This is a genomic window from Dickeya zeae NCPPB 2538 (assembly GCF_000406165.1).
GTDB lineage: Bacteria > Pseudomonadota > Gammaproteobacteria > Enterobacterales > Enterobacteriaceae > Dickeya > Dickeya zeae.
The window spans coordinates 3926271-3944333 of sequence record NZ_CM001977.1; the positions used below are offsets into that span (position 1 = coordinate 3926271).

The window sequence follows — 18063 nt, forward strand, 5'->3', positions numbered from 1 at the left end:
GCTGATAAATTTATCTTCAAGGAATACGCTATGCAGACTCTCGCCGTTCGTCCATTTTATCGTCTGGCCGCAACGCTATTTGGCGGCTGGTTACTACTCGGCAACGCACAAGCCGCCAGCATTGACCTCAACGCGAACCAACAGCCGATCCACGCGCCCAAAAACCCGCAGGCCATCGCGCAGATCCCGGCAGGATTCCGGTTCGTCGAGCCAGGAAAGCTGACCGTCGCCGTCGCGGCATTAGGCTCCTCGCCGCCGCTAGCCTTTCTGGCCGACGACAACAAAAGCCTCATCGGTAGCGAACCGGACATCGCCCGGCTGGTAGCCGATAGCCTCGGGCTGGAATTGAATCTGGTATCAACCTCATGGGAAGACTGGCCACTGGGCGTATCCTCCGGTAAGTACGATGTCGCCATCACCAACGTGACCGTCACCAAAGCGCGTAAAGAACGTTTTGACTTTGCCACCTACCGTGCCGATACACTGGGCTTCTACGTGAAATCCAGCAGCAAGATAACCGCTATCCACAATGCCAAAGATATTGCCGGGCTGCGGATTATCGTCGGTTCCGGCACCAATCAGGAAGCCATCCTGCTTGACTGGGACAAGCAAAACCGGGCAGTCGGCTTGCCGCCGTTTCAGCCGGTCTATGTCACCGATGCGGCCGCGGCAAACCTGAGTATTCAGTCTGGTCGTGCCGACGCCACATTCGGCCCGAATGTCACCGGTGCCTATAAAGCAGCGCTGAATGGGCAGACTCGCCTGGTGGGAACCGTCAACGGCGGTTGGCCTCAGGTGGCACACATCGCAGTCACCACCCGCAAGGGTAACGGACTGGTGACCGCACTCAATACCGCACTCAATGGCGTGATTCAGGGCGGCGAATACGACCAGGTACTGAACCGCTGGGGAGAAGGTGTGGAGCGAATCAGCCACTCGGAGATCAACCCGCTGGGTCTGGGCGACACGCCGTTGTAATCCGCATCCAGTTGCACAGGGAGAACGCTATGTCTGAGGAACATTTCATTGTCACCTACCCGGAAGACGAACGCATTGCGCCGGTGCTGGACGGTTTATTTGCTGAATACCGTCAGCGTTACGGTGACTACTTCGCTCATCAGGATCCGGAACCACAGGGGCTCTATCTACCGCCGGACGGTATTTTTATCGTGTTGATGCGCGATGAGCGCCCCATCGCCACTGGCGCGTTCAAACGCTACGACGCCACCACCGCCGAGCTTAAACGTATCTGGACTGACAGAACCCTGCGACGTCAGGGACTCGCCAAACGAGTACTGCTCGAACTGGAGTGCCATGCCCGTCGGCTGGGCTATCGGGATCTGTTTCTGACAACCGGTTTTCGCCAGCCGGAAGCAGTCGGGTTATACCTGAGCGAAGGTTATCAACCACAGTTCGATACTCAACTCGACCCGGAATATTACAGCCTGCCGCCGCACGATGGTCGGTTGCCGTTTCGTAAACCGCTGTATGGGCCATTGTCTGAACGGGTGGCTCAACAGGAACGGGCTATCGGGTAACAAGGACACACTGATGACGCACTCAATCCCCCCCGCACTGCATCCAACGGATGCCCCTGCGACAACCTTACGCGTGGTACCGGCGCGTTACCCACTACGTATCGCTGGCACCGTGTTTTCGCTATTTATTTTCGCCGGTATTGCCGAGTCGGTGGCGCTCAACAGCCGCTGGGAATGGTCCGTGTTCGCCAACTACTTTTTTAATCCCGTCATTCTGGAAGGGCTAGGGCGTACCCTGTTGCTGACGCTACTCGGCACCCTGTTCAGCGTGATCGTCGGTACCGGGCTGGCGTTGGCACGGCTGTCATCGTCGACCTTACTCAGTACGCTGTCCTGGCTGTATATCTGGTTATTTCGATCACTGCCGCTGATTCTGGTGCTGATAATCCTCTACAACTTTTCGTACCTGTACGACACATTGGCATTGGGTATCCCTTTCACGGCAGTAGAGTTTTTCCGCTACCCGACTATTGATGTGCTAAGCCCCTTCGCTGTCGCTGTGCTGGGACTCACACTGGTGCAATCGGCCTACACCGCCGAAATTATCCGTGGCGGTATCCTTGGTGTTGACGCCGGACAGTTCGAAGCCGCCGCTGCGCTCGGCTTACCGGGTTATCGCCGTACCTGGCGAATTATTCTGCCGCAGGCGTTGCGCTCCATTCTGCCTACCGGCTTCAACGAAATCATTAGCCTGGCCAAGGGCACCTCGGTGGTGTATGTGCTGGCACTGCCGGAACTGTTTTACACCGTGCAGGTGATTTACAACCGCACTCAGCAAGTCATTCCACTGTTGATGGTCGCGACCGTCTGGTATCTGGTGATCACCAGCGTACTGTCGGTACTGCAATATTTTGTAGAGCGCTACGTCGCCCGCGGGGCAGTGCGGGAAATACCGGCGCATCCGTTACAGCGTCTTTTCCGGCACCTGACCGCACTGATATTCAGAGGGAAATACCATGTCTGAAGCTATTGATCTTTATTCAATCCCACATACCGTATCAGGCACTGTAGCTGAAAAAGGTCGGATCGATATTCAGGGGGTAGGCAAATGGTTCGGTGCGCATCGGGCGCTGGATAATATTAACCTGACGCTGCCGCCCGGCTCAGTGACCGTGATAATTGGGCCGTCAGGCTCCGGCAAATCCACGCTACTGCGAACCATCAACCACCTGGAGCGGGTGGACGAAGGTACCATCCGTATCGACGGCGACTACATTGGCTATCGCCGTGAAGGCGACACACTGTACGAGCTAAAAGAACGGGAGATTCTGCGCCAGCGCATCGGCGTTGGTTATGTATTCCAGAACTTCAACCTGTTTCCACACCTGACGGTGCTGGAGAACATTATTGAAGCGCCACGAGTGCACCGGCTATACCACCGCGCCCAGGCACAGAGCGTAGCACTGGCGCTGCTGGACCGGGTCGGGTTACGCCACAAGGCGAATGCTTATCCGCGCCACCTGTCCGGCGGGCAGCAACAACGTATCGCTATTGCCCGTGCGTTGGCGCTCAACCCCAAGGTGATGCTGTTTGATGAACCCACCTCGGCGTTAGACCCGGAACTGGTGGGCGAAGTACTGGATGTCATCAAGGATCTGGCACGATCGGGCGTCACTATGGTGATCGTGACTCATGAGATTGGCTTCGCGCGCGAAGTGGCGGATCGGGTGGTGTTCATGGTGGATGGCAGAATCGTGGAAAGCGGCGACGCGTATCAGGTGCTGAATCATCCTGCCCATCCGCGCACTGCCAGTTTTTTGAATAAGGTGCTCTAGGTTTTTAAATAAGCTGCTCAAGGCGATATTTTCATTCCCCGACACCGTGCGGGGAATGAAAACGTTACGTCAATCGTTAACACAGCTCGATAGACGACGGCCTTTCATCTGACTCAGATAACCGTCAGTTTTACATCGATGTTACCGCGCGTCGCGTTGGAGTACGGGCAAACGATGTGTGCTTTCTGTACCAGCTCTTCCGCTACCGCACGGTCCACACCCGGCAGGGTGATTTTCAACTCAACTTCAATGCCAAAGCCGTTCGGGATGGCGCCGATACCCACGCTGCCATTAATCGTCGTCCCTGCCGGAATCGAGACTTTGTCACGTGCGCCGACGAACTTCAGTGCCCCCAGGAAGCAAGCGGAGTAACCAGCGGCAAACAGCTGTTCCGGGTTAGTACCTTCACCACCGGCACCGCCCAGTTCACGCGGCGTGGTCAATTTGACATCTAACTGCTGGTCAGAAGAAACCGCACGACCATCACGACCGCCTGTAGCCTGAGCATGTGCAACGTAGAGAACTTTTTCAATAGACATCATGTGACTCCTTTGAGTGGATAAATGCGTGATTTAAATCGTTAAAAATTAAATCGCACACTACTTAAATGATTAAGAAAATATAGACGACAAACGCCCATCGTGCCACATCATTCATCAAATATGCCTGATGAGGCTGGCTCGCAATGTTTCCAGATCGTGCTTGATAGCGCGTAACTGCTCGATATTGCATTCTGACGCGCAGAACACCCCTTCAGGCACAGCCTTCGCTTTCGTCTGCAACTCACGCCCGTCGTCGGTGAGTTCAATCAGCACCTGGCGTTCGTCTTGCGTGCCACGACGACGCGTAACCAACCCTGCGGTTTGCAGACGCTTAAGCAGTGGCGTCAACGTGGCAGAATCCAGAAACAGACGCTCGCCCAATTCAGAGACCGTTACCCCATCGCGTTCCCACAACACCAGCATCACCAGATACTGTGGGTACGTGAGGTTAAGCTCGGTCAGCAAACGGCGATATAACTTGTTCATCGCCAGATTCGCTGAGTAGAGCGCGAAACAGAGCTGACCATCCAGCCGGAAGGCGTCATCACTCAGTATCGGTTTGGTATCGGTATCGTTTCTGTTCATGGTTGCCACTCTATATCGCTCAAAATTAAATAGCAAGCGATTTAGATTAAAATTTGACGGCAGCAGAAAAGAAAAAAGTAACCTGTTGATAATAAAAAGAACCGGTGGGCTCCCCACCGGTTCACACGCAGAACCACTCCGCCTTAATGTCGCTTTAGCGTCATGCTAAGCGCGGGTAAACCCCCGGCCCGATGGGCAACCCCAGCAGATACCACACCACCAGCAATATCAGCCAGACAGTAAAAAACATCAGCGGATAAGGCAGTATCAACGAGTAATAAGTACCCAGTTGTGCCTGTTTGTGATAACGCTGCAAAAAGCCAAGAAATAATGGAACGAACGGCGATACCGGTGCCAGTGGAATCACCGAAGAATCCGCCACCCGGAACACAATCTGGGCAAATGCCGGATGAAAGCCGAGCAGCATAAACATCGGCACAAAAATCGGTGCCAGAATCGACCAGATAGCGGAACCACTGGCAATAAACATACACAGGAACGCCGACAGAAAAATCAACCCGACGAACGCGGGAATCCCGGTCATTCCCAACGATTCCAGCAAGTCAGTCAGCCCGATGGCGATAAACTTCCCCATGTTGCTCCAGTTGAAGAACGCCACGAACTGCGACAGCGGGAATACCATAACGATAAAACCGGCCATGCCTTTCATCGGATCGATCATCAGCTTCGGCAGATCGTTTTGGGAGGTGATCTGACCGGTAACGACACCATAAGGAATGGATACCACAAAGAAAAACGCGATGATCAGCGGTACGATGCCCTGAATGAACGGCGACGGCATCACCGTGTGTTTGACCGGATCACGCAACGGTCCCCACTCTGGCACCACCAACAGTGCCACAATAGCGATGAAGGCCAGTGCCGCGATACCGCTGGCACGCAGGCCGCGATTCTGCTCCGGCGTCAATCGGGACAGGTTTTCATCGCGCTCTCCTTGATACGGTGGCAGACGCGGTTCGATGAATTTATCCGTCAACAACGCACCGGCGATGGTCAGCACAACCACGGAGGCTGCCATAAAAAACCAGTTATCAATCACGCTGACATGCACCGCCGGATTGATCACCTTGGCTGATTCAGTGCTCAACCCCGACAGCAGCACATCAGTGGTCACAATCAGTAAATTAGCGGTGAAACCGCAACCGACGCCAGCGATAGCCGCCAATAACCCCGCCACCGGGTGACGCCCCACCGCCAGAAAAATTAACGCGCCCAGCGGTGGCATCACCACTAGCGCCGCGTCTGACGAAATATGGCTGAAAAAAGCGATAAACAGCACCATATAACTGGCATAGCGGGCGCTGACATGCGAAGCCATTTTGTACATCAGTGTTTGTAGCAAGCCAACGCGCTCTGCCAACCCGGCTCCCAGCACCAGCGCCAGAATGGAGCCCAGCGGGGTAAACGCACTAAAATTCCTGATAACGTTGGGCAAAATCCATTGTATCCCTTCCACGCTGAGCAGGTTTTTCACCCGCACCACTTCGCCATTGGCGGGATTCGTCGCCGTAATTCCACACAAGGAAAACAGTGCGCTGGCTACCATCAACAAAACGATCAGGTATACAAACAATAAAAATGGATTAGGGATCTTATTTCCCACCCGCTCTACCCACTGGAAGAGCCCGCCCTGCTGTGGCTGGCCACGTTCCGTTGTCACACTCATGCTGTTTCCCCTCTGTGCTGAATTCTTATGTGATCGTGTTGTTGTGATTAATATTGTTGTGATTTGTACTGTTGTAACGGGTACTACCGTTTTACCGTCGGCCGGACGGCTCGGTTTATCTAGCCAGGCCCGCCGTTGCGGGAACGACGCAACGCACAGCGGCCTGTTGTCGAAACGGCAATAAAACTTTTAGATCAATGAGATAAAGGTGATGGCTGGATACCTGCTGGAATAGGGCAGCGGTACGGTGTTTCCTGTCGCTGCTGTCGCCACTCCTGCTGGCAGGCTTGCAACAACGTGCTGTCGGTAAATAACGCCAGCGCGGTGGCTGACATCACTTTTGCCGCCAGCAGCATGCCTTTATGCGCCAGCGAAGTGCGCCCTTGCGCTACCGCCTGCCAGGTATGCAGCGGTGTGCCCAGCGCGTAGCAGGGGCTGAAACACTGGACAGTCGGCACCAGCCAACTGACATCGCCGACGTCGGTAGACCCTGAAAGCAAGGTTTCGGTCGGCGCATAAGGCGCCACCTGGGTGGTCAACGCACATCCTTTAAGCGAGCGGCTAAACGCTTGACCGTCCGCGCCGCCGGTGCGGGCAATCGTCGTCAGGTTACTGGCGATATCCTCGGAACTCAGTGTCCGCACAATATCGGCAGCGTATGCCTGCTCCTGCTCGCTATACGTCGGTACGCCAAACGCCTGCACAAAGCCGTACATCGCCTGTTCCAGCGTGCGATTAGGGACATAGTTGGAACAGGCTTTATCGAAACGTACCGTCAGGGTGGTATCCGTCATCAGCGCCGCCCCCCGGGCGATATTCACCACTCGCTCATAAATGGCCTGCGCCTGATCGATCTGTGGCGCGCGCACCAGATACAGCACCTCGGCATCCGCCTGCACGACATTGGGCGAATGACCACCGGTGTCAGTCACCGCGTAGTGCAAACGCGCGTCGGGGATGATGTGTTCGCGCAGAAAATTAGCGCCGGTGTTCATCAGCGTCACTGCGTCCAGCGCACTGCGCCCCAGATGTGGGGCCGCTGCGGCATGCGCTGCCACCCCCTTGAAGCGGAAAGCGGCCTGAATATTAGCCAGCGTCGGGGTACAAAACATGCCGCTGAAAGTCTCTGGGTGCCAGGTCAGCGCGGCATCGACATCATCGAATACGCCTTCACGCGCCATGAAGGTTTTCCCGGAACCGCCCTCTTCCCCCGGACAGCCGTAAAAACGAATAGTACCGGCCTGTGGATGCTGCTCCAGCCAGGCTTTTACGGCCAGTACACCGCCCAGACCGGCTGTACCGAGCAGGTTATGCCCGCATCCGTGGCCGTTTCCCCCCGCTTGCAGCGGTGACGGCACATCGCATCCCGCCTGCTGACTCAACCCGGCCAGCGCGTCAAACTCGCCCAGCAGCGCCACCACCGGCTGGCCGCTGCCGAAACTGGCGACAAATGCCGTATCGATACCGGCAATACCGCGCTGTACGCAGAACCCCTCAGCCTCCAGCACACCGGCCAGCCGTTCGGCCGAGTAATGCTCAGCAAACCGGGTTTCCGGATGATCCCAGATGTCATCAGCGAGAGCGGCCAACTGATGTGCGCGGGCAGCCAGCGTATCGTTAACAAATCCGACGATCGTTCGGGTCATGGTGCTTCCCCAAACTCGCCGATATTCAGTGCCAGCAGCGCCAGCGTTTTCACCGCCACCGCCATGACGCTTTCATCAAAATCGAACTTCTCATTGTGATGCCCGGCGCTGAGTGCCGTGCCGAATATCGCGTAAGAGGCCAAACCGCCGTGCGCTTTCACGCGCTCCATGAGATACGTGGCATCTTCAGAACCGGCCGCGCCGTCTTTGCGGTCAATAATATGGGTCAGTTCCCCTACCCGCTCCGCCTGACGATGAATAAACGCCACCCACTCCGGGCTGGGCTGGCTGCACTGTGCCGCCCCCATCAGAGCAATCTCCACCTCCACGCCGTGCATCACCGCCGCCCCTTCGATCACCTTCAGCGCCTGCTGATAGATAAACTCGTTGACCTCGTTAGTGGCACCGCGGGTTTCCACTTTCATCATGGCGTGCGACGCTACGACGTTGCGCCCGGTACCTGCCTGCAATACGCCGACGTTAATGCGTGAACTGCCGCCACTGTGGCGTGGAATGGCATGCAGCCCCAGCGTCGCCTGCGCCGCTGCCAGCAAGGCGTTACGCCCCTCTTCCGGTCGGCCACCAGCGTGGGAAGCCACACCGCGATAGGTCACATCCAGCTTGGTGGTCGCCATGAACGTGTCGTTGCCACACACCAGGTGGCCGTTGGGAATGCCGGTACCGATATGAATGGCGGTAAAATAATCCACGTCATCCACCACGCCAGCTTCCGCCATCGATTTACCACCACGAGTGCCTTCTTCTGCTGGCTGGAAAACCACTTTGATGGTGCCGCTCAACTGATCACGCATCGCCATCAATACCTGCGCCAACCCCAAGCCGATAGTGGTATGGCCGTCATGGCCGCAGGCGTGCATCATGCCGGCATTGCAGGAGGCGAACGCCTCACGAAATGGGCGATGGTCGTCTGCCAGTTGTTCGTTTAGATCGAGCGCATCCATATCAACGCGATAACCGATAACCGGACCGGGGCGTCCGGTATCCAGCGTCGCCACAATGCCGGTGAAGCCGCCAGAAAAATAAGGTAGCCATTGCGGTAATGCCCCCTGTGCCAGCGCACGTTGCTCCTGCGCCTGTAATACCTCGTCCGGCGGCAACCCCATGCGGGCATCGGCGCTGATGACATCACGCCCAAGTTTCAACGCATACCCCATCTGGTGCAGCGCGTCGGCAACCCGTGTCGCCGTACGAAACTCCAGCCAGCCGGATTCCGCATATTTATGCAAATCGCGGCGGGTTTCACGCAGCCACGGGATAAGGTGTTCCACACGTTGTGACAAGTCGGAATAAAGAACGTCTGAGTGCATAAGCCTGTTTTCTCTGATGGTGTCCTAAAAGACAACGCCCGTGCCACGGGTTGTCACGTAACTGAAAAAAATGTACACAAACCCACCAGTGTGAATAAGATGTCAGGATGTTTGTCGTGATAAACCACAGTTATCACCACAATGGCGATCAGGAAACGAGATGACCCAGAACGTAAAGCTGCATCAGTTGCAATCCTTCGTCGAAGTGGCGCGCCACGGCAGCATTCGGGCCGCCTCCCGCCAGCTCAATCTGTCTCAACCGGCATTGACCAAATCCATTCAGGAACTGGAAGCCTGCCTCGGCGCACGTCTGTTTCTGCGCCATCGTCAGGGCATGGTGCTGACAGAGTGCGGCGAGGCCTATTTCCGACACGCCAGTTTGGTCATGGAAGAGTTGCGCGTGGCGCGTGAAGACATCCAACAACGGCTCGGACAGGCCAGCGGGCGGGTGAATATCGGGGTGGGTGCCAGCATCGCCCATACAGTGATGCCGGAGGTTGTCAGCCGTTTTCACCGGCTGTACCCGCAGGTCAAACTACGGGTCACCGAAGGACAACTGGTGGCGATGATCCACGAGCTGCGGCAAGGCGAATTGGACTTCACCGTGAATACCTATTCCGGCTCTTCCTATGATAACGAACTGTTATATGAAAAATTGATGGAAAAGGAATATTGCGTGGTAGTTCGGCGCGATCACCCGATTCAACAAGCACGATCGTTGGAGGATCTGCTGGATTATGAGTGGACCATGCCCACCCCACGCGGCAGCTATTACAAGCAGTTGTTTGATCTGTTTGCGACGCTCCCCGTGGCGCCCCGAATCAGTGTGACCTGCGAAACCCTGATGTCCAGCGTCAGTCTGGTGGCCAAAACCGACTTTATCAGCATACTGTCGCGTGACATTATCCGCGATCCAATTATTGGTGAACGCCTGCGGGTGCTGGAGCTTGAGCAGCCACTGCCCAAGGCCACCTTCTACCTGATCCAACGTAAAGACACCATGCTCTCGCCAATGGGCACCCAACTCGCCAAACTCTTTCGGCTGTATTGCCAGTAGTGCGCGAAGAATACTGAGGATAACAAAAAAGCGCGGCAACTGACTTGTTGCCGCGCCTGCCTGCGTTATTTATTCACTCGCAGGTCCCTGACGACGCCAGGGTCAGAATGAGGTCCAATCGTCGTTGGTTTTCTCCTGCCGTGAAGCAGGGTTCGCCAGCACCGCCATCTTCCCGGTGGGCCTTTGTTCCCGACGTGCCGTCGATGCGTCCGCCACACCGGGCAGTTTGAACACCGCGACAATTTCGTTCAGGTGGTGTGCCTGCTCTTCCAGTGACGAGGAGGTCGCCGACGACTGTTCAACCAACGCCGCATTCTGCTGCGTTACGCTATCCATTTGCGTGATGGCGGTGCCCACCTGGGAAATCCCTTTGCTCTGCTCGCTGGAAGCCGAGGCAATTTCACCCATGATATCCGTCACGTTGGTGACCGACTTCAGGATGTCGTCCATCGACTTGCTGGCCAGCGACACCTGCTCATAACCGTTTTTGACATTCTCTACCGACTCGTCAATCAGGGTTTTGATTTCTTTCGCCGCCTGCGCACTGCGCTGAGCCAGACTCCTGACCTCGCTCGCTACTACGGCGAACCCTCGCCCGGCTTCACCGGCACGCGCCGCTTCCACCGCCGCGTTCAGCGCCAGGATGTTGGTCTGGAAGGCAATACCGTCGATCACATTGATAATGTCGGCAATTTTCTGCGAGCTATGGGTAATACTTTGCATACTGTGACTGACCGACTGCACTACCTCGCCCCCGTTGTTGGCGGCGGTTGACGCGTCTCTGGCAAGCAGACTGGCCTGTTGCGCGTTATCGGCGTTCTGTTTCACCACCGCGCTCAGTTGCTCCATGCTGGCAGCCGTTTCACTCAGTGCCGCTGCCTGCTCTTCGGTGCGTGAAGACAGGTCGCTGTTACCGGCGGCGATTTCGCTGCTGCCGTGATAAATTTCGCTGGCGCTATGGCGAATATCCGCCACCGTTTTTATCCAGTTCTGCTGCATGGAATTAACGAACGGGATGAGTTGCCCCACTTCGTTACGCCCTATGTCGTCAATCGTGGTATCAAGTTGCCCATTCGACAAAATTTGCAAATGCGCTTTCACCTGCTCCAGCGGGCGTCCCATCTGAACCGCGAGATAACGGTTGGTAAATACCACCATGCCTAACCCAATAATCATGGCGACGATCAGCGCCACTTTGCTCCAGTACACCCAGGCAGCAATGCGCTCCTGCGCTTCGGTTTTCAGATTGTTAATAATCTGGTTGTAGTGGCTGATGGCGGTGGTGAATTTCATCCGCAACGGGTTGTATTTCTCCGTAACGAGTTTCACATAGGCATCATGATTACCTTGTCTGGCGGCGTCCAACATCGGCACAACCGCTTCGCTAAACAGCTGATAGGAACTATTGTAAATATCATCAATAGATGTGCTGCTGATATTGGCGTGATCCGTTACCTTGAACTGCGCCAGGCCATTTTTCAGGAATTCCACATCTGCGGCAGCGTCATTCAGTAAATTTCGTCCACGATCGCTGCTATTTCCTGCCGCTATCGCTTCATCCATCGATAATTTAACTTTGTAGTAACGATCACTGGCACCATTGATAATATCACCATTCGTTTGCTGTACATTCGTCAGGCTAATCTCATCCGTCAGATTATTTAACGAATAGAGGGAGAAAATACCCACCCCGCCCCACAACAAGGTAAATATGGCCAGAATGGCCAACATCATAATTTTAATCCTGATGTTACGAATTAGACTCATTTAACACCTCTAAAATAAAAATGCATTTCACTTTCTCGTATAGACTTGTATTAGGTATAAACCCGTTTAACTAACATACTTTTTTTATAGCCTTCATACTTCAGGCTATAGATGTACTGGCTGCATGACACAGCCCTTCAGCACTGAGCTCCGAATTATTTGGTCAATACCCTGTCATCCCTGAAATAACCCGGGCCTCAGAAAATATGCTGTTAATTTGAACAATATAACCTCGCTTATCACATGATGGCTCATGAAATAAGTAGAGAACTCACCTGAAACCTAACACTCACCGGGGATACGGCAGGAATAATGTACAGCATGAAACCTATATCGGCTTAACATTCTTTTTCTTTACTCAACCACATCAAAATAATAAAAAATTATATTAAAAAAGCCAAAAAGGCATGACAATAAAGAAAAATACGATATTAGATTATCACACCTTGGTTATTATGGAATTCAAAATATCTTTCAAGCATTTCGCTGAATAATTCATGATGCGAAAAAACAGGTTATGAATTGATTAAAAATAAAAATACAGAGCGTATTTTTTGTGAGGGAAATGATATTTTTTCAGGATAACTCTCCCATTAATTACACGATTTTGTGATGAAAGACGATGCGTTTTACCAACCATTTCCACGTTGATTAACGCGATAAAATGACTTTTTCCCGGATTAGACCGCGCAAAGACATAAGAGAAAGGAAAGAATGGATGACAGGGTGCAGATCGATTGTCACATCATCGTGCCTGAGCGGCCATACGACAACACGTTACCCATTTTTTGATGAAACCGCGGCCTGAAGACCGACAACATTACATAAACATTACTTAAGACACATCACTCCACCGCGTTTATTGATATCATCCCTGAAACGCAATACGCACACCAACAAGGAGAAATTGATCGATAAAGGAGATCGATGTGAGAGTCACGCCACGACAGACAAAGGGTTGAGTTATCAGCTTGCTGAGTGTGAATCATTGCGAGACTCAGCCTGACCTACATCAACAACCATTCGCGATAAAACTATTAGTCTGTTCCCGCAATCGGGCCGGTGTACCGTCTGATGATAAACACAGCATATACCCTCAATATTCGGGTTTCAGGGCAACAACCTGCAACGTGAAGTCTAACGGGTATACAGTTGCCTTACTGATATTGGCTGATGTCTGCAAGACTGGTGGCATCAATAGCGGCAGGTAGGGAAAATCAATACTTCAAAGGAGATGGGGATGTTAGAAAAAATCAAAATAAGAAATGGGCTCTACTGCGTACTCGCTGTATTCGCACTATTGCTACTGTCTATTTGTACTTTTAGCTTGTATTCCTCCATACAAAGCAACAAGTCTATCCGCAACGTCAACGGGATTGAGGGCGAGCAGCTCGTTCCCCTTTATTCGGCCTATTCAGAAATGCTCAATGCCAGACTGGCCGGTTTTAACATCGCGCTGGCGATTGTAGACAAAAAAGATGACGCGACAATTCGGGCTGGTCTGGAGCGACTGAACGGTTACATCGCCTCCGCCAACAGCACCATGGCGGCACTGCGTCGTATCCCGGCACAAACGCCGCAAGGCCAGGCGCTTCGCAATGATCTAGAAGATACCTTCAATGATTATATGAACAACTCCGTCGCCCCCATGCTCACGGTACTGCGAGAACGAAATCTCGATAGCTTCTATTCCAAACTGGCACCCAGCGCACTGGAAAAAGGCGCGGTGTTCCGTCAGAAGCTGGAGCAGTTTGTGACGTTAGCCAAAGGGGTTGGTAATGAGGAGATCACACAGGCGGATAACTTCTATCAACACACACTAACAATCCTTATTGCCACGCTGATAGTCGCGCTGATCCTAAGCCTGATCACCCTGAAGTTCATCCGTAACGTGGTGTTGCACCCGATGCAGAAGGTCAGAACCTATTTCGGCATGATGGAGCAAGGTGTGCTGACACTGGATATTCCGCCACAGCACAATACCGAGATGGGGAGCCTGATGCTGTCACTGAAAGACATGCAGCAGGCATTTCGCAAAATCGTGTTGGATGTCAGGGAGTCGGCCAGTTCTGTCGCCGCAGGCGCAGAACAGATTTCCGCCGCCAACCGGGATTTCGCCGCCCGAACCGAAGCGCAAGCCTCCTCCGTTGAGCAAACGGCGGCCAGCATGGAGCAAATCACCGCCTCCGTGCAGGAAAATACCGCCAACACGGGTAAAGCGATGACGCTGACCAATTCCGTTGCGGCGCTGGCGGAAAAGAACGCCAGTAACTTTAGCCAGATGATCGAGCGTATTCAGCATATTTCCGATAGTTCGAACAAAATCAACGATATCATCAGCATCATGGACGGCATCGCCTTCCAGACCAACATTCTGGCGCTAAACGCCGCGGTGGAAGCCGCTCGTGCGGGTGAAGCGGGTAAAGGCTTTGCGGTGGTGGCTTCGGAAGTGCGCAGTCTGGCGCAGCGAAGCGCCGGTTCGGCACGAGAAATCAAAGAGTTGATCGAAAAAACCGCAGATGAGATCGCTCAGGGAGAAAAAGTGGCGTCACACTCCACACAGGATATGGCGCGACTGATGGATGAGATTAAACGTGTAAACGAATTTATGTCGGATATTTCTATCGCCTCGTCTGAACAGGCTAAAGGCATCGAACAGGTTAACCTCGCCATCACGCAGCTTGAGCAAGCCTCTCAGCAAAACGCGGCGCTGGTCGAAGAATCTGCCTCCGCCAGCTCTTCGCTACACGAACAGGCCAGACATCTGGACGACACCATGACCTTCTTCAATCTGGACGATAACAGCCCGATGGCGCTCGCCGCGCCACGTTAAGGCATCAGGTCACCGGTAAACGCCCTTTCCCAGCCCGCCGCCTCTGGCGGGCTGATTCTCCGCCACACGACGCTAGTGGAAACGGATGCTCACTGCAATCAGCGCACTTGTTACACCCGACCAGCGATCTTTTACATCCCGCAGTAATACGATGAGAGTGTCCCGCAATCCTATGCAGCACCGTCCCGCGTGATTGACGCAGGCGGGCTAACCTGTCTTCGGAGGTATGATGCTACCCAACCGCATTCGCGCCGTCTCTCTGCCAGCTCGCACGGGGTTATCCTGCCTGTGTTTTTTAGGTGTGTTGCTGCTGGCAGGATGTTCACACATGGAGCCCGACACCACCTCCGTGCCTTATCGTTCAGTGCCCTATGGCAAGTGCGATAACGTCGGGACTTACCACCTGTACTTCGACCGATTCGACGAAACCGCGCAGCAGCTTGCCCATGCCACCGGCTGCGTTGTGATTACCGATACCAGCAAAACCGGCGCAATACGGCCTCATCCGGTGGTCGGCACCCTGACTATCCGTCAGGCGGTGCAGATGGCAATGACGGGGACGGCACTTCGGATAACACATCAGGATGGGAATAGCATCACGGTAGTGTGAGCAAAAGCCAAAGAGCACGTTCAGACGCGGGCATAGCAACTGCCAGCATTCAGGAGGCTGATATATCTGGTGTCTGGTGCCTGCATCACAGGCACCAGCGTTATCAGAAGACCATCAGAATGATGCTTGCATAGGATGGATTAGAATGACTGTAATGCACTTATCTTACCCTGCTGCCAGTTGGTCTCAGACTGGCGTAACGCCTGACTGATATCTGCCAACCGGTTGGACGGCAGCGTTTTCGGCAGCAAATCCAGCCCCACGGTTGAGAGAATTTGACCATAGCTATTACGCAATTCTGCGTAAGCCAAATCCTGACGCAGGTTGGCGTTCAGGGCATTGAGTTCCCCCTGAATCAGTTGCAGCTCGCCGATACTGTTCGCCTTGTAACGGTTTCTGAGTTGCTCGGCAATCTGACCATCAAGATCGCGCAGTTCAACACTGGTTTTATACTGGCGTACCGCTTCATTGAAGTTAGCCCGGGCAATGTACAACTGTGCCATGATAGCCAGCGACATGGCCTGACGCTGCACTTCCGACACGCTTTCATTCGCCTGTGCCGTTTTATACGCCGCTGGGCCTGACAGCAGATTAAACAGGTTCCAGGTCACCTTCACACCCACGTCCGCCCAGCTTTGGTTCACCATAAAAGAGTTGCTGTCGTAGTGACCACCAGCGCTCACCTCCAGCCCCGGCAGCATACGCAGCAACGACTTGCGGGTTTCAGCGGCATGAATACGCACCTGATAATCCTGCTCTTTCAGTTCCGGGCGGCTCAGCAGCGCCGTCTGCTCCAGGGTATTGAAATCGACATTCAGCTGCGGCACCGGCATCTCGTGACTATCCGGCAGAGCCAGCGTATACGGGGCGTCCAGCGGCAGGTTCATCAATGTCGCCAGTTCGGTCTTCGCCAGCGACAACGCCCGGCGTTGTTCTTCCAGTTGGCGCACAGCATCAATCAACGCACGGCGATAACTGAGCGCTTCAACCGGGTCGCCCACTTGCTGCGTACTCATGTGTTCGCTGGCTTCACGCGCCTGATTCACCCTATCGATCAGGCTGTCGATACGGCCTAGCAGCCGCTCAGCCGCTACCGCACGCCAGTACGCGGAACGCACATCCTGAATGATGGTGTGGACGACCTTGCGTTTGCGTTCATCGGCAATCCAGCGCTGATCCGCTCTCTGTTTGGCGTTGACATAACTGACACCAAAATCCAGCACGTTCCAGACCATCGTCAGGTCGGCCACATCGCGGTTTTGGTCAAGCGAAGTGGAAGGCTCCAGTGATTGCCGCCCGGTTTGAATACTGCGGCTGCTGGATGCGCTGGTGTTGCTGCGACCAACATAGCCTGCCGACATCGCCATCTGCGGCAACATGTCATAGCGCGCCAGCTCCAGTTGCTGTTGCGATAACGCCTGCTCCATCACTTTCAGCCGGGCTTCCAGGTTATATTTAAGCGCTCTGGCCATCGCATCGTACAGTGTGATCGGTGCCGTGACCGGCTCCTGTTTACTGAACATCGCGACCTTATCCTGCCGAATACGCTGCTCGCCCTGCTCCTTCGAAATGGGCTGGCTGGTAACGGCACAACCGCTCATTGCCACCACGATGAGGCTAAGACTGAAAAGTTTGCGACCCTTTAACACGATTCCACTCCTGACCCTTGTTGTTATTGTCATAAACACCTTCCCCGAGGTCACCGTTACCCTTGTTGTTGTTCGTAGGTGATTTGGCCGATATCGAGCAATGCCTGCTCAATCGCCGCCAGCCGCTGCTGCGTATCGTTCCCAATGTGTTGTAACTGCTGTTCCAGACCGGGAGCAAACTGCAGCGCGATACCGCCTGACGGCGTCGTCAACCGACCGGTATTGGCGCTGTTGGTATTGATGTCGCGCCAGCTACCACCGGAGAACACCGCCATCGGCGACAGAGAAGGCAAACTCATGCCAGAGAACACCCCCGCCAGCGAAGAACTCCCCCCCAGCGCGCCACCGGTATTGAAACTGGGGAATGACCCTAGCGAACTTTCAAACAGACTGGCACTGCTGGAAACGGCACCCTGAACAAACGCACTGGCTATCTGGCTGGCCGGTACATTACTGACTTGAGGCGCGCGTTGGGCAGACTGAAAGATGGTTGACGCCGCGGTAGCGTTATCCGCCGTGGCCGTGCTACCCGCATTCAGCGCACCGAGCGATGTCGGGCCGAACAGCGCACCTAGCGTGATCGGTGCCGCTGGTGCCACCGTCACCACGGGCACGGGCGTAGCCGTTGGCGGCACACTCGTGCCGCCATTGATTCTGAATTCCGGATCGCCGTTATCCACAGTGCTGCCGGTAACGACCAGCCCGAACGTGGTGCTGACCGACGCGTTGCTGCCGTCGGTTGCTGTCACCCGAATGGTCAGATTGCCCACATCGCCATTGCCCGGCGTACCGGAGAAGGTTCGGGTGGCCGGGTTGAAGCTCAGCCAGCCCGGCAGTGCCGAGCCGTCCGCCTGTGTCGCACTCAGTGTCAGCGTGTCGCCGGTATCCGGGTCGGTAAAGACCCCTGCTGGGACAGTAAAGCTGAAACCGCCATTTTGTGCCGCCGTTTGGCCACCCAATGAGCCGGATACCACCGGTGCATCATTCACGTTGGTGACGACCAGCCCGAAAGTGGTGTTGACCGAGGCGTTGCTGCCGTCGGTTGC

Annotated in this window: 15 protein-coding genes; 7 read left to right on the forward strand and 8 right to left on the reverse strand. The window is 54.6% G+C overall.

The genetic code is table 11. The features are described from left to right. Window positions 1–30 precede the first annotated feature (30 nt). Genes DZE2538_RS17175 through DZE2538_RS17190 form a run of 4 tightly spaced genes read left to right on the forward strand, consistent with a single transcriptional unit; the run spans window position 31 to window position 3313 of the window. Window positions 31–978 carry an ABC transporter substrate-binding protein gene (locus tag DZE2538_RS17175; protein WP_038916862.1) on the forward strand — a complete coding sequence of 316 codons (948 nt, stop codon included), beginning with the start codon at window positions 31–33 and terminating at the stop codon, window positions 976–978. 29 nt (window positions 979–1007) lie between these two features. Beyond that, window positions 1008–1538: a GNAT family N-acetyltransferase gene (locus DZE2538_RS17180; protein WP_038916863.1), complete on the forward strand. Its 531-nt coding sequence runs from the start codon at window positions 1008–1010 to the stop codon at window positions 1536–1538. A 13-nt stretch (window positions 1539–1551) separates the two neighbouring features. Beyond that, complete coding sequence (locus DZE2538_RS17185) at window positions 1552–2502, forward strand: amino acid ABC transporter permease (RefSeq protein WP_023640836.1); 951 nt, start codon at window positions 1552–1554, stop codon at window positions 2500–2502. Beyond that, window positions 2495–3313, forward strand: a complete 819-nt coding sequence (locus DZE2538_RS17190) for an amino acid ABC transporter ATP-binding protein (RefSeq protein ID WP_023640837.1) — start codon at window positions 2495–2497, stop codon at window positions 3311–3313. The genes DZE2538_RS17185 and DZE2538_RS17190 overlap by 8 nt, the downstream gene beginning before the upstream one ends. A 113-nt stretch (window positions 3314–3426) precedes the next feature. Here DZE2538_RS17190 and DZE2538_RS17195 read toward each other — a convergent pair whose 3' ends face one another. From DZE2538_RS17195 to DZE2538_RS17215, 5 genes are all read right to left on the reverse strand, one after another. Continuing rightward, complete coding sequence (locus tag DZE2538_RS17195; protein WP_023640838.1) at window positions 3427–3852, reverse strand: organic hydroperoxide resistance protein; 426 nt, start codon at window positions 3850–3852, stop codon at window positions 3427–3429. A 117-nt stretch (window positions 3853–3969) separates the two neighbouring features. Continuing rightward, on the reverse strand, window positions 3970–4440 hold the full coding sequence (locus DZE2538_RS17200) for a MarR family winged helix-turn-helix transcriptional regulator (protein ID WP_038914680.1): 471 nt from the start codon (window positions 4438–4440) through the stop codon (window positions 3970–3972). Window positions 4441–4600: 160 nt separating this feature from the next. Then, window positions 4601–6127 carry a p-aminobenzoyl-glutamate transporter gene (abgT, locus tag DZE2538_RS17205; protein ID WP_038916864.1) on the reverse strand — a complete coding sequence of 509 codons (1527 nt, stop codon included), beginning with the start codon at window positions 6125–6127 and terminating at the stop codon, window positions 4601–4603. A gap of 194 nt (window positions 6128–6321) precedes the next feature. After that, window positions 6322–7773: a M20 family metallopeptidase gene (locus DZE2538_RS17210; RefSeq protein ID WP_038916865.1), complete on the reverse strand. Its 1452-nt coding sequence runs from the start codon at window positions 7771–7773 to the stop codon at window positions 6322–6324. Then, window positions 7770–9101 carry a M20 family metallo-hydrolase gene (locus DZE2538_RS17215; protein ID WP_038916866.1) on the reverse strand — a complete coding sequence of 444 codons (1332 nt, stop codon included), beginning with the start codon at window positions 9099–9101 and terminating at the stop codon, window positions 7770–7772. Before DZE2538_RS17215 ends, DZE2538_RS17210 begins: the two co-directional genes overlap by 4 nt. Before the next feature lie 160 nt (window positions 9102–9261). On the opposite strand from DZE2538_RS17215, the gene DZE2538_RS17220 reads away from it, so the two are divergent. Next, window positions 9262–10158, forward strand: coding sequence for a LysR family transcriptional regulator (locus tag DZE2538_RS17220; protein WP_038914684.1), 897 nt, complete (start codon window positions 9262–9264; stop codon window positions 10156–10158). A 102-nt stretch (window positions 10159–10260) separates the two neighbouring features. Here the strand turns inward: DZE2538_RS17220 and DZE2538_RS17225 are convergent, their stop codons facing one another. Then, window positions 10261–11925, reverse strand: a complete 1665-nt coding sequence (locus DZE2538_RS17225) for a methyl-accepting chemotaxis protein (protein WP_038916867.1) — start codon at window positions 11923–11925, stop codon at window positions 10261–10263. 1240 nt (window positions 11926–13165) lie between these two features. Between DZE2538_RS17225 and DZE2538_RS17230 the strand changes: the two genes are divergently transcribed. Together DZE2538_RS17230 and DZE2538_RS17235 are read left to right on the forward strand one after the other, a co-directional pair. Then, window positions 13166–14758: a methyl-accepting chemotaxis protein gene (locus DZE2538_RS17230; RefSeq protein WP_038916868.1), complete on the forward strand. Its 1593-nt coding sequence runs from the start codon at window positions 13166–13168 to the stop codon at window positions 14756–14758. Window positions 14759–14984: 226 nt separating this feature from the next. Continuing rightward, a complete protein-coding gene (locus DZE2538_RS17235) occupies window positions 14985–15368 on the forward strand; it encodes a hypothetical protein (RefSeq protein WP_080638996.1) in 384 nt (127 codons plus the stop codon). 140 nt (window positions 15369–15508) lie between these two features. On the opposite strand, the gene DZE2538_RS17240 is transcribed toward DZE2538_RS17235, so the two are convergent. After that, window positions 15509–17017, reverse strand: a complete 1509-nt coding sequence (locus DZE2538_RS17240) for a TolC family protein (protein ID WP_038914686.1) — start codon at window positions 17015–17017, stop codon at window positions 15509–15511. A gap of 56 nt (window positions 17018–17073) precedes the next feature. Next, window positions 17074–18063 (reverse strand): putative Ig domain-containing protein (locus DZE2538_RS21310; protein ID WP_236616974.1); only part of this gene is annotated, 990 nt, incomplete at its 5' end.

What these genes read in the sequence shown, in the direction of transcription:
- DZE2538_RS17175 (WP_038916862.1), top strand. Translation starts at nt 31, where the DNA reads ATGCAGACTCTCGCCGTTCGTCCATTTTATCGTCTGGCCGCAACGCTA.
- DZE2538_RS17180 (WP_038916863.1), top strand. Translation starts at nt 1,008, where the DNA reads ATGTCTGAGGAACATTTCATTGTCACCTACCCGGAAGACGAACGCATT.
- DZE2538_RS17185 (WP_023640836.1), top strand. Translation starts at nt 1,552, where the DNA reads ATGACGCACTCAATCCCCCCCGCACTGCATCCAACGGATGCCCCTGCG.
- DZE2538_RS17190 (WP_023640837.1), top strand. Translation starts at nt 2,495, where the DNA reads ATGTCTGAAGCTATTGATCTTTATTCAATCCCACATACCGTATCAGGC.
- DZE2538_RS17195 (WP_023640838.1), bottom strand. Translation starts at nt 3,852, where the DNA reads ATGTCTATTGAAAAAGTTCTCTACGTTGCACATGCTCAGGCTACAGGC.
- DZE2538_RS17200 (WP_038914680.1), bottom strand. Translation starts at nt 4,440, where the DNA reads ATGAACAGAAACGATACCGATACCAAACCGATACTGAGTGATGACGCC.
- abgT (WP_038916864.1), bottom strand. Translation starts at nt 6,127, where the DNA reads ATGAGTGTGACAACGGAACGTGGCCAGCCACAGCAGGGCGGGCTCTTC.
- DZE2538_RS17210 (WP_038916865.1), bottom strand. Translation starts at nt 7,773, where the DNA reads ATGACCCGAACGATCGTCGGATTTGTTAACGATACGCTGGCTGCCCGC.
- DZE2538_RS17215 (WP_038916866.1), bottom strand. Translation starts at nt 9,101, where the DNA reads ATGCACTCAGACGTTCTTTATTCCGACTTGTCACAACGTGTGGAACAC.
- DZE2538_RS17220 (WP_038914684.1), top strand. Translation starts at nt 9,262, where the DNA reads ATGACCCAGAACGTAAAGCTGCATCAGTTGCAATCCTTCGTCGAAGTG.
- DZE2538_RS17225 (WP_038916867.1), bottom strand. Translation starts at nt 11,925, where the DNA reads ATGAGTCTAATTCGTAACATCAGGATTAAAATTATGATGTTGGCCATT.
- DZE2538_RS17230 (WP_038916868.1), top strand. Translation starts at nt 13,166, where the DNA reads ATGTTAGAAAAAATCAAAATAAGAAATGGGCTCTACTGCGTACTCGCT.
- DZE2538_RS17235 (WP_080638996.1), top strand. Translation starts at nt 14,985, where the DNA reads ATGATGCTACCCAACCGCATTCGCGCCGTCTCTCTGCCAGCTCGCACG.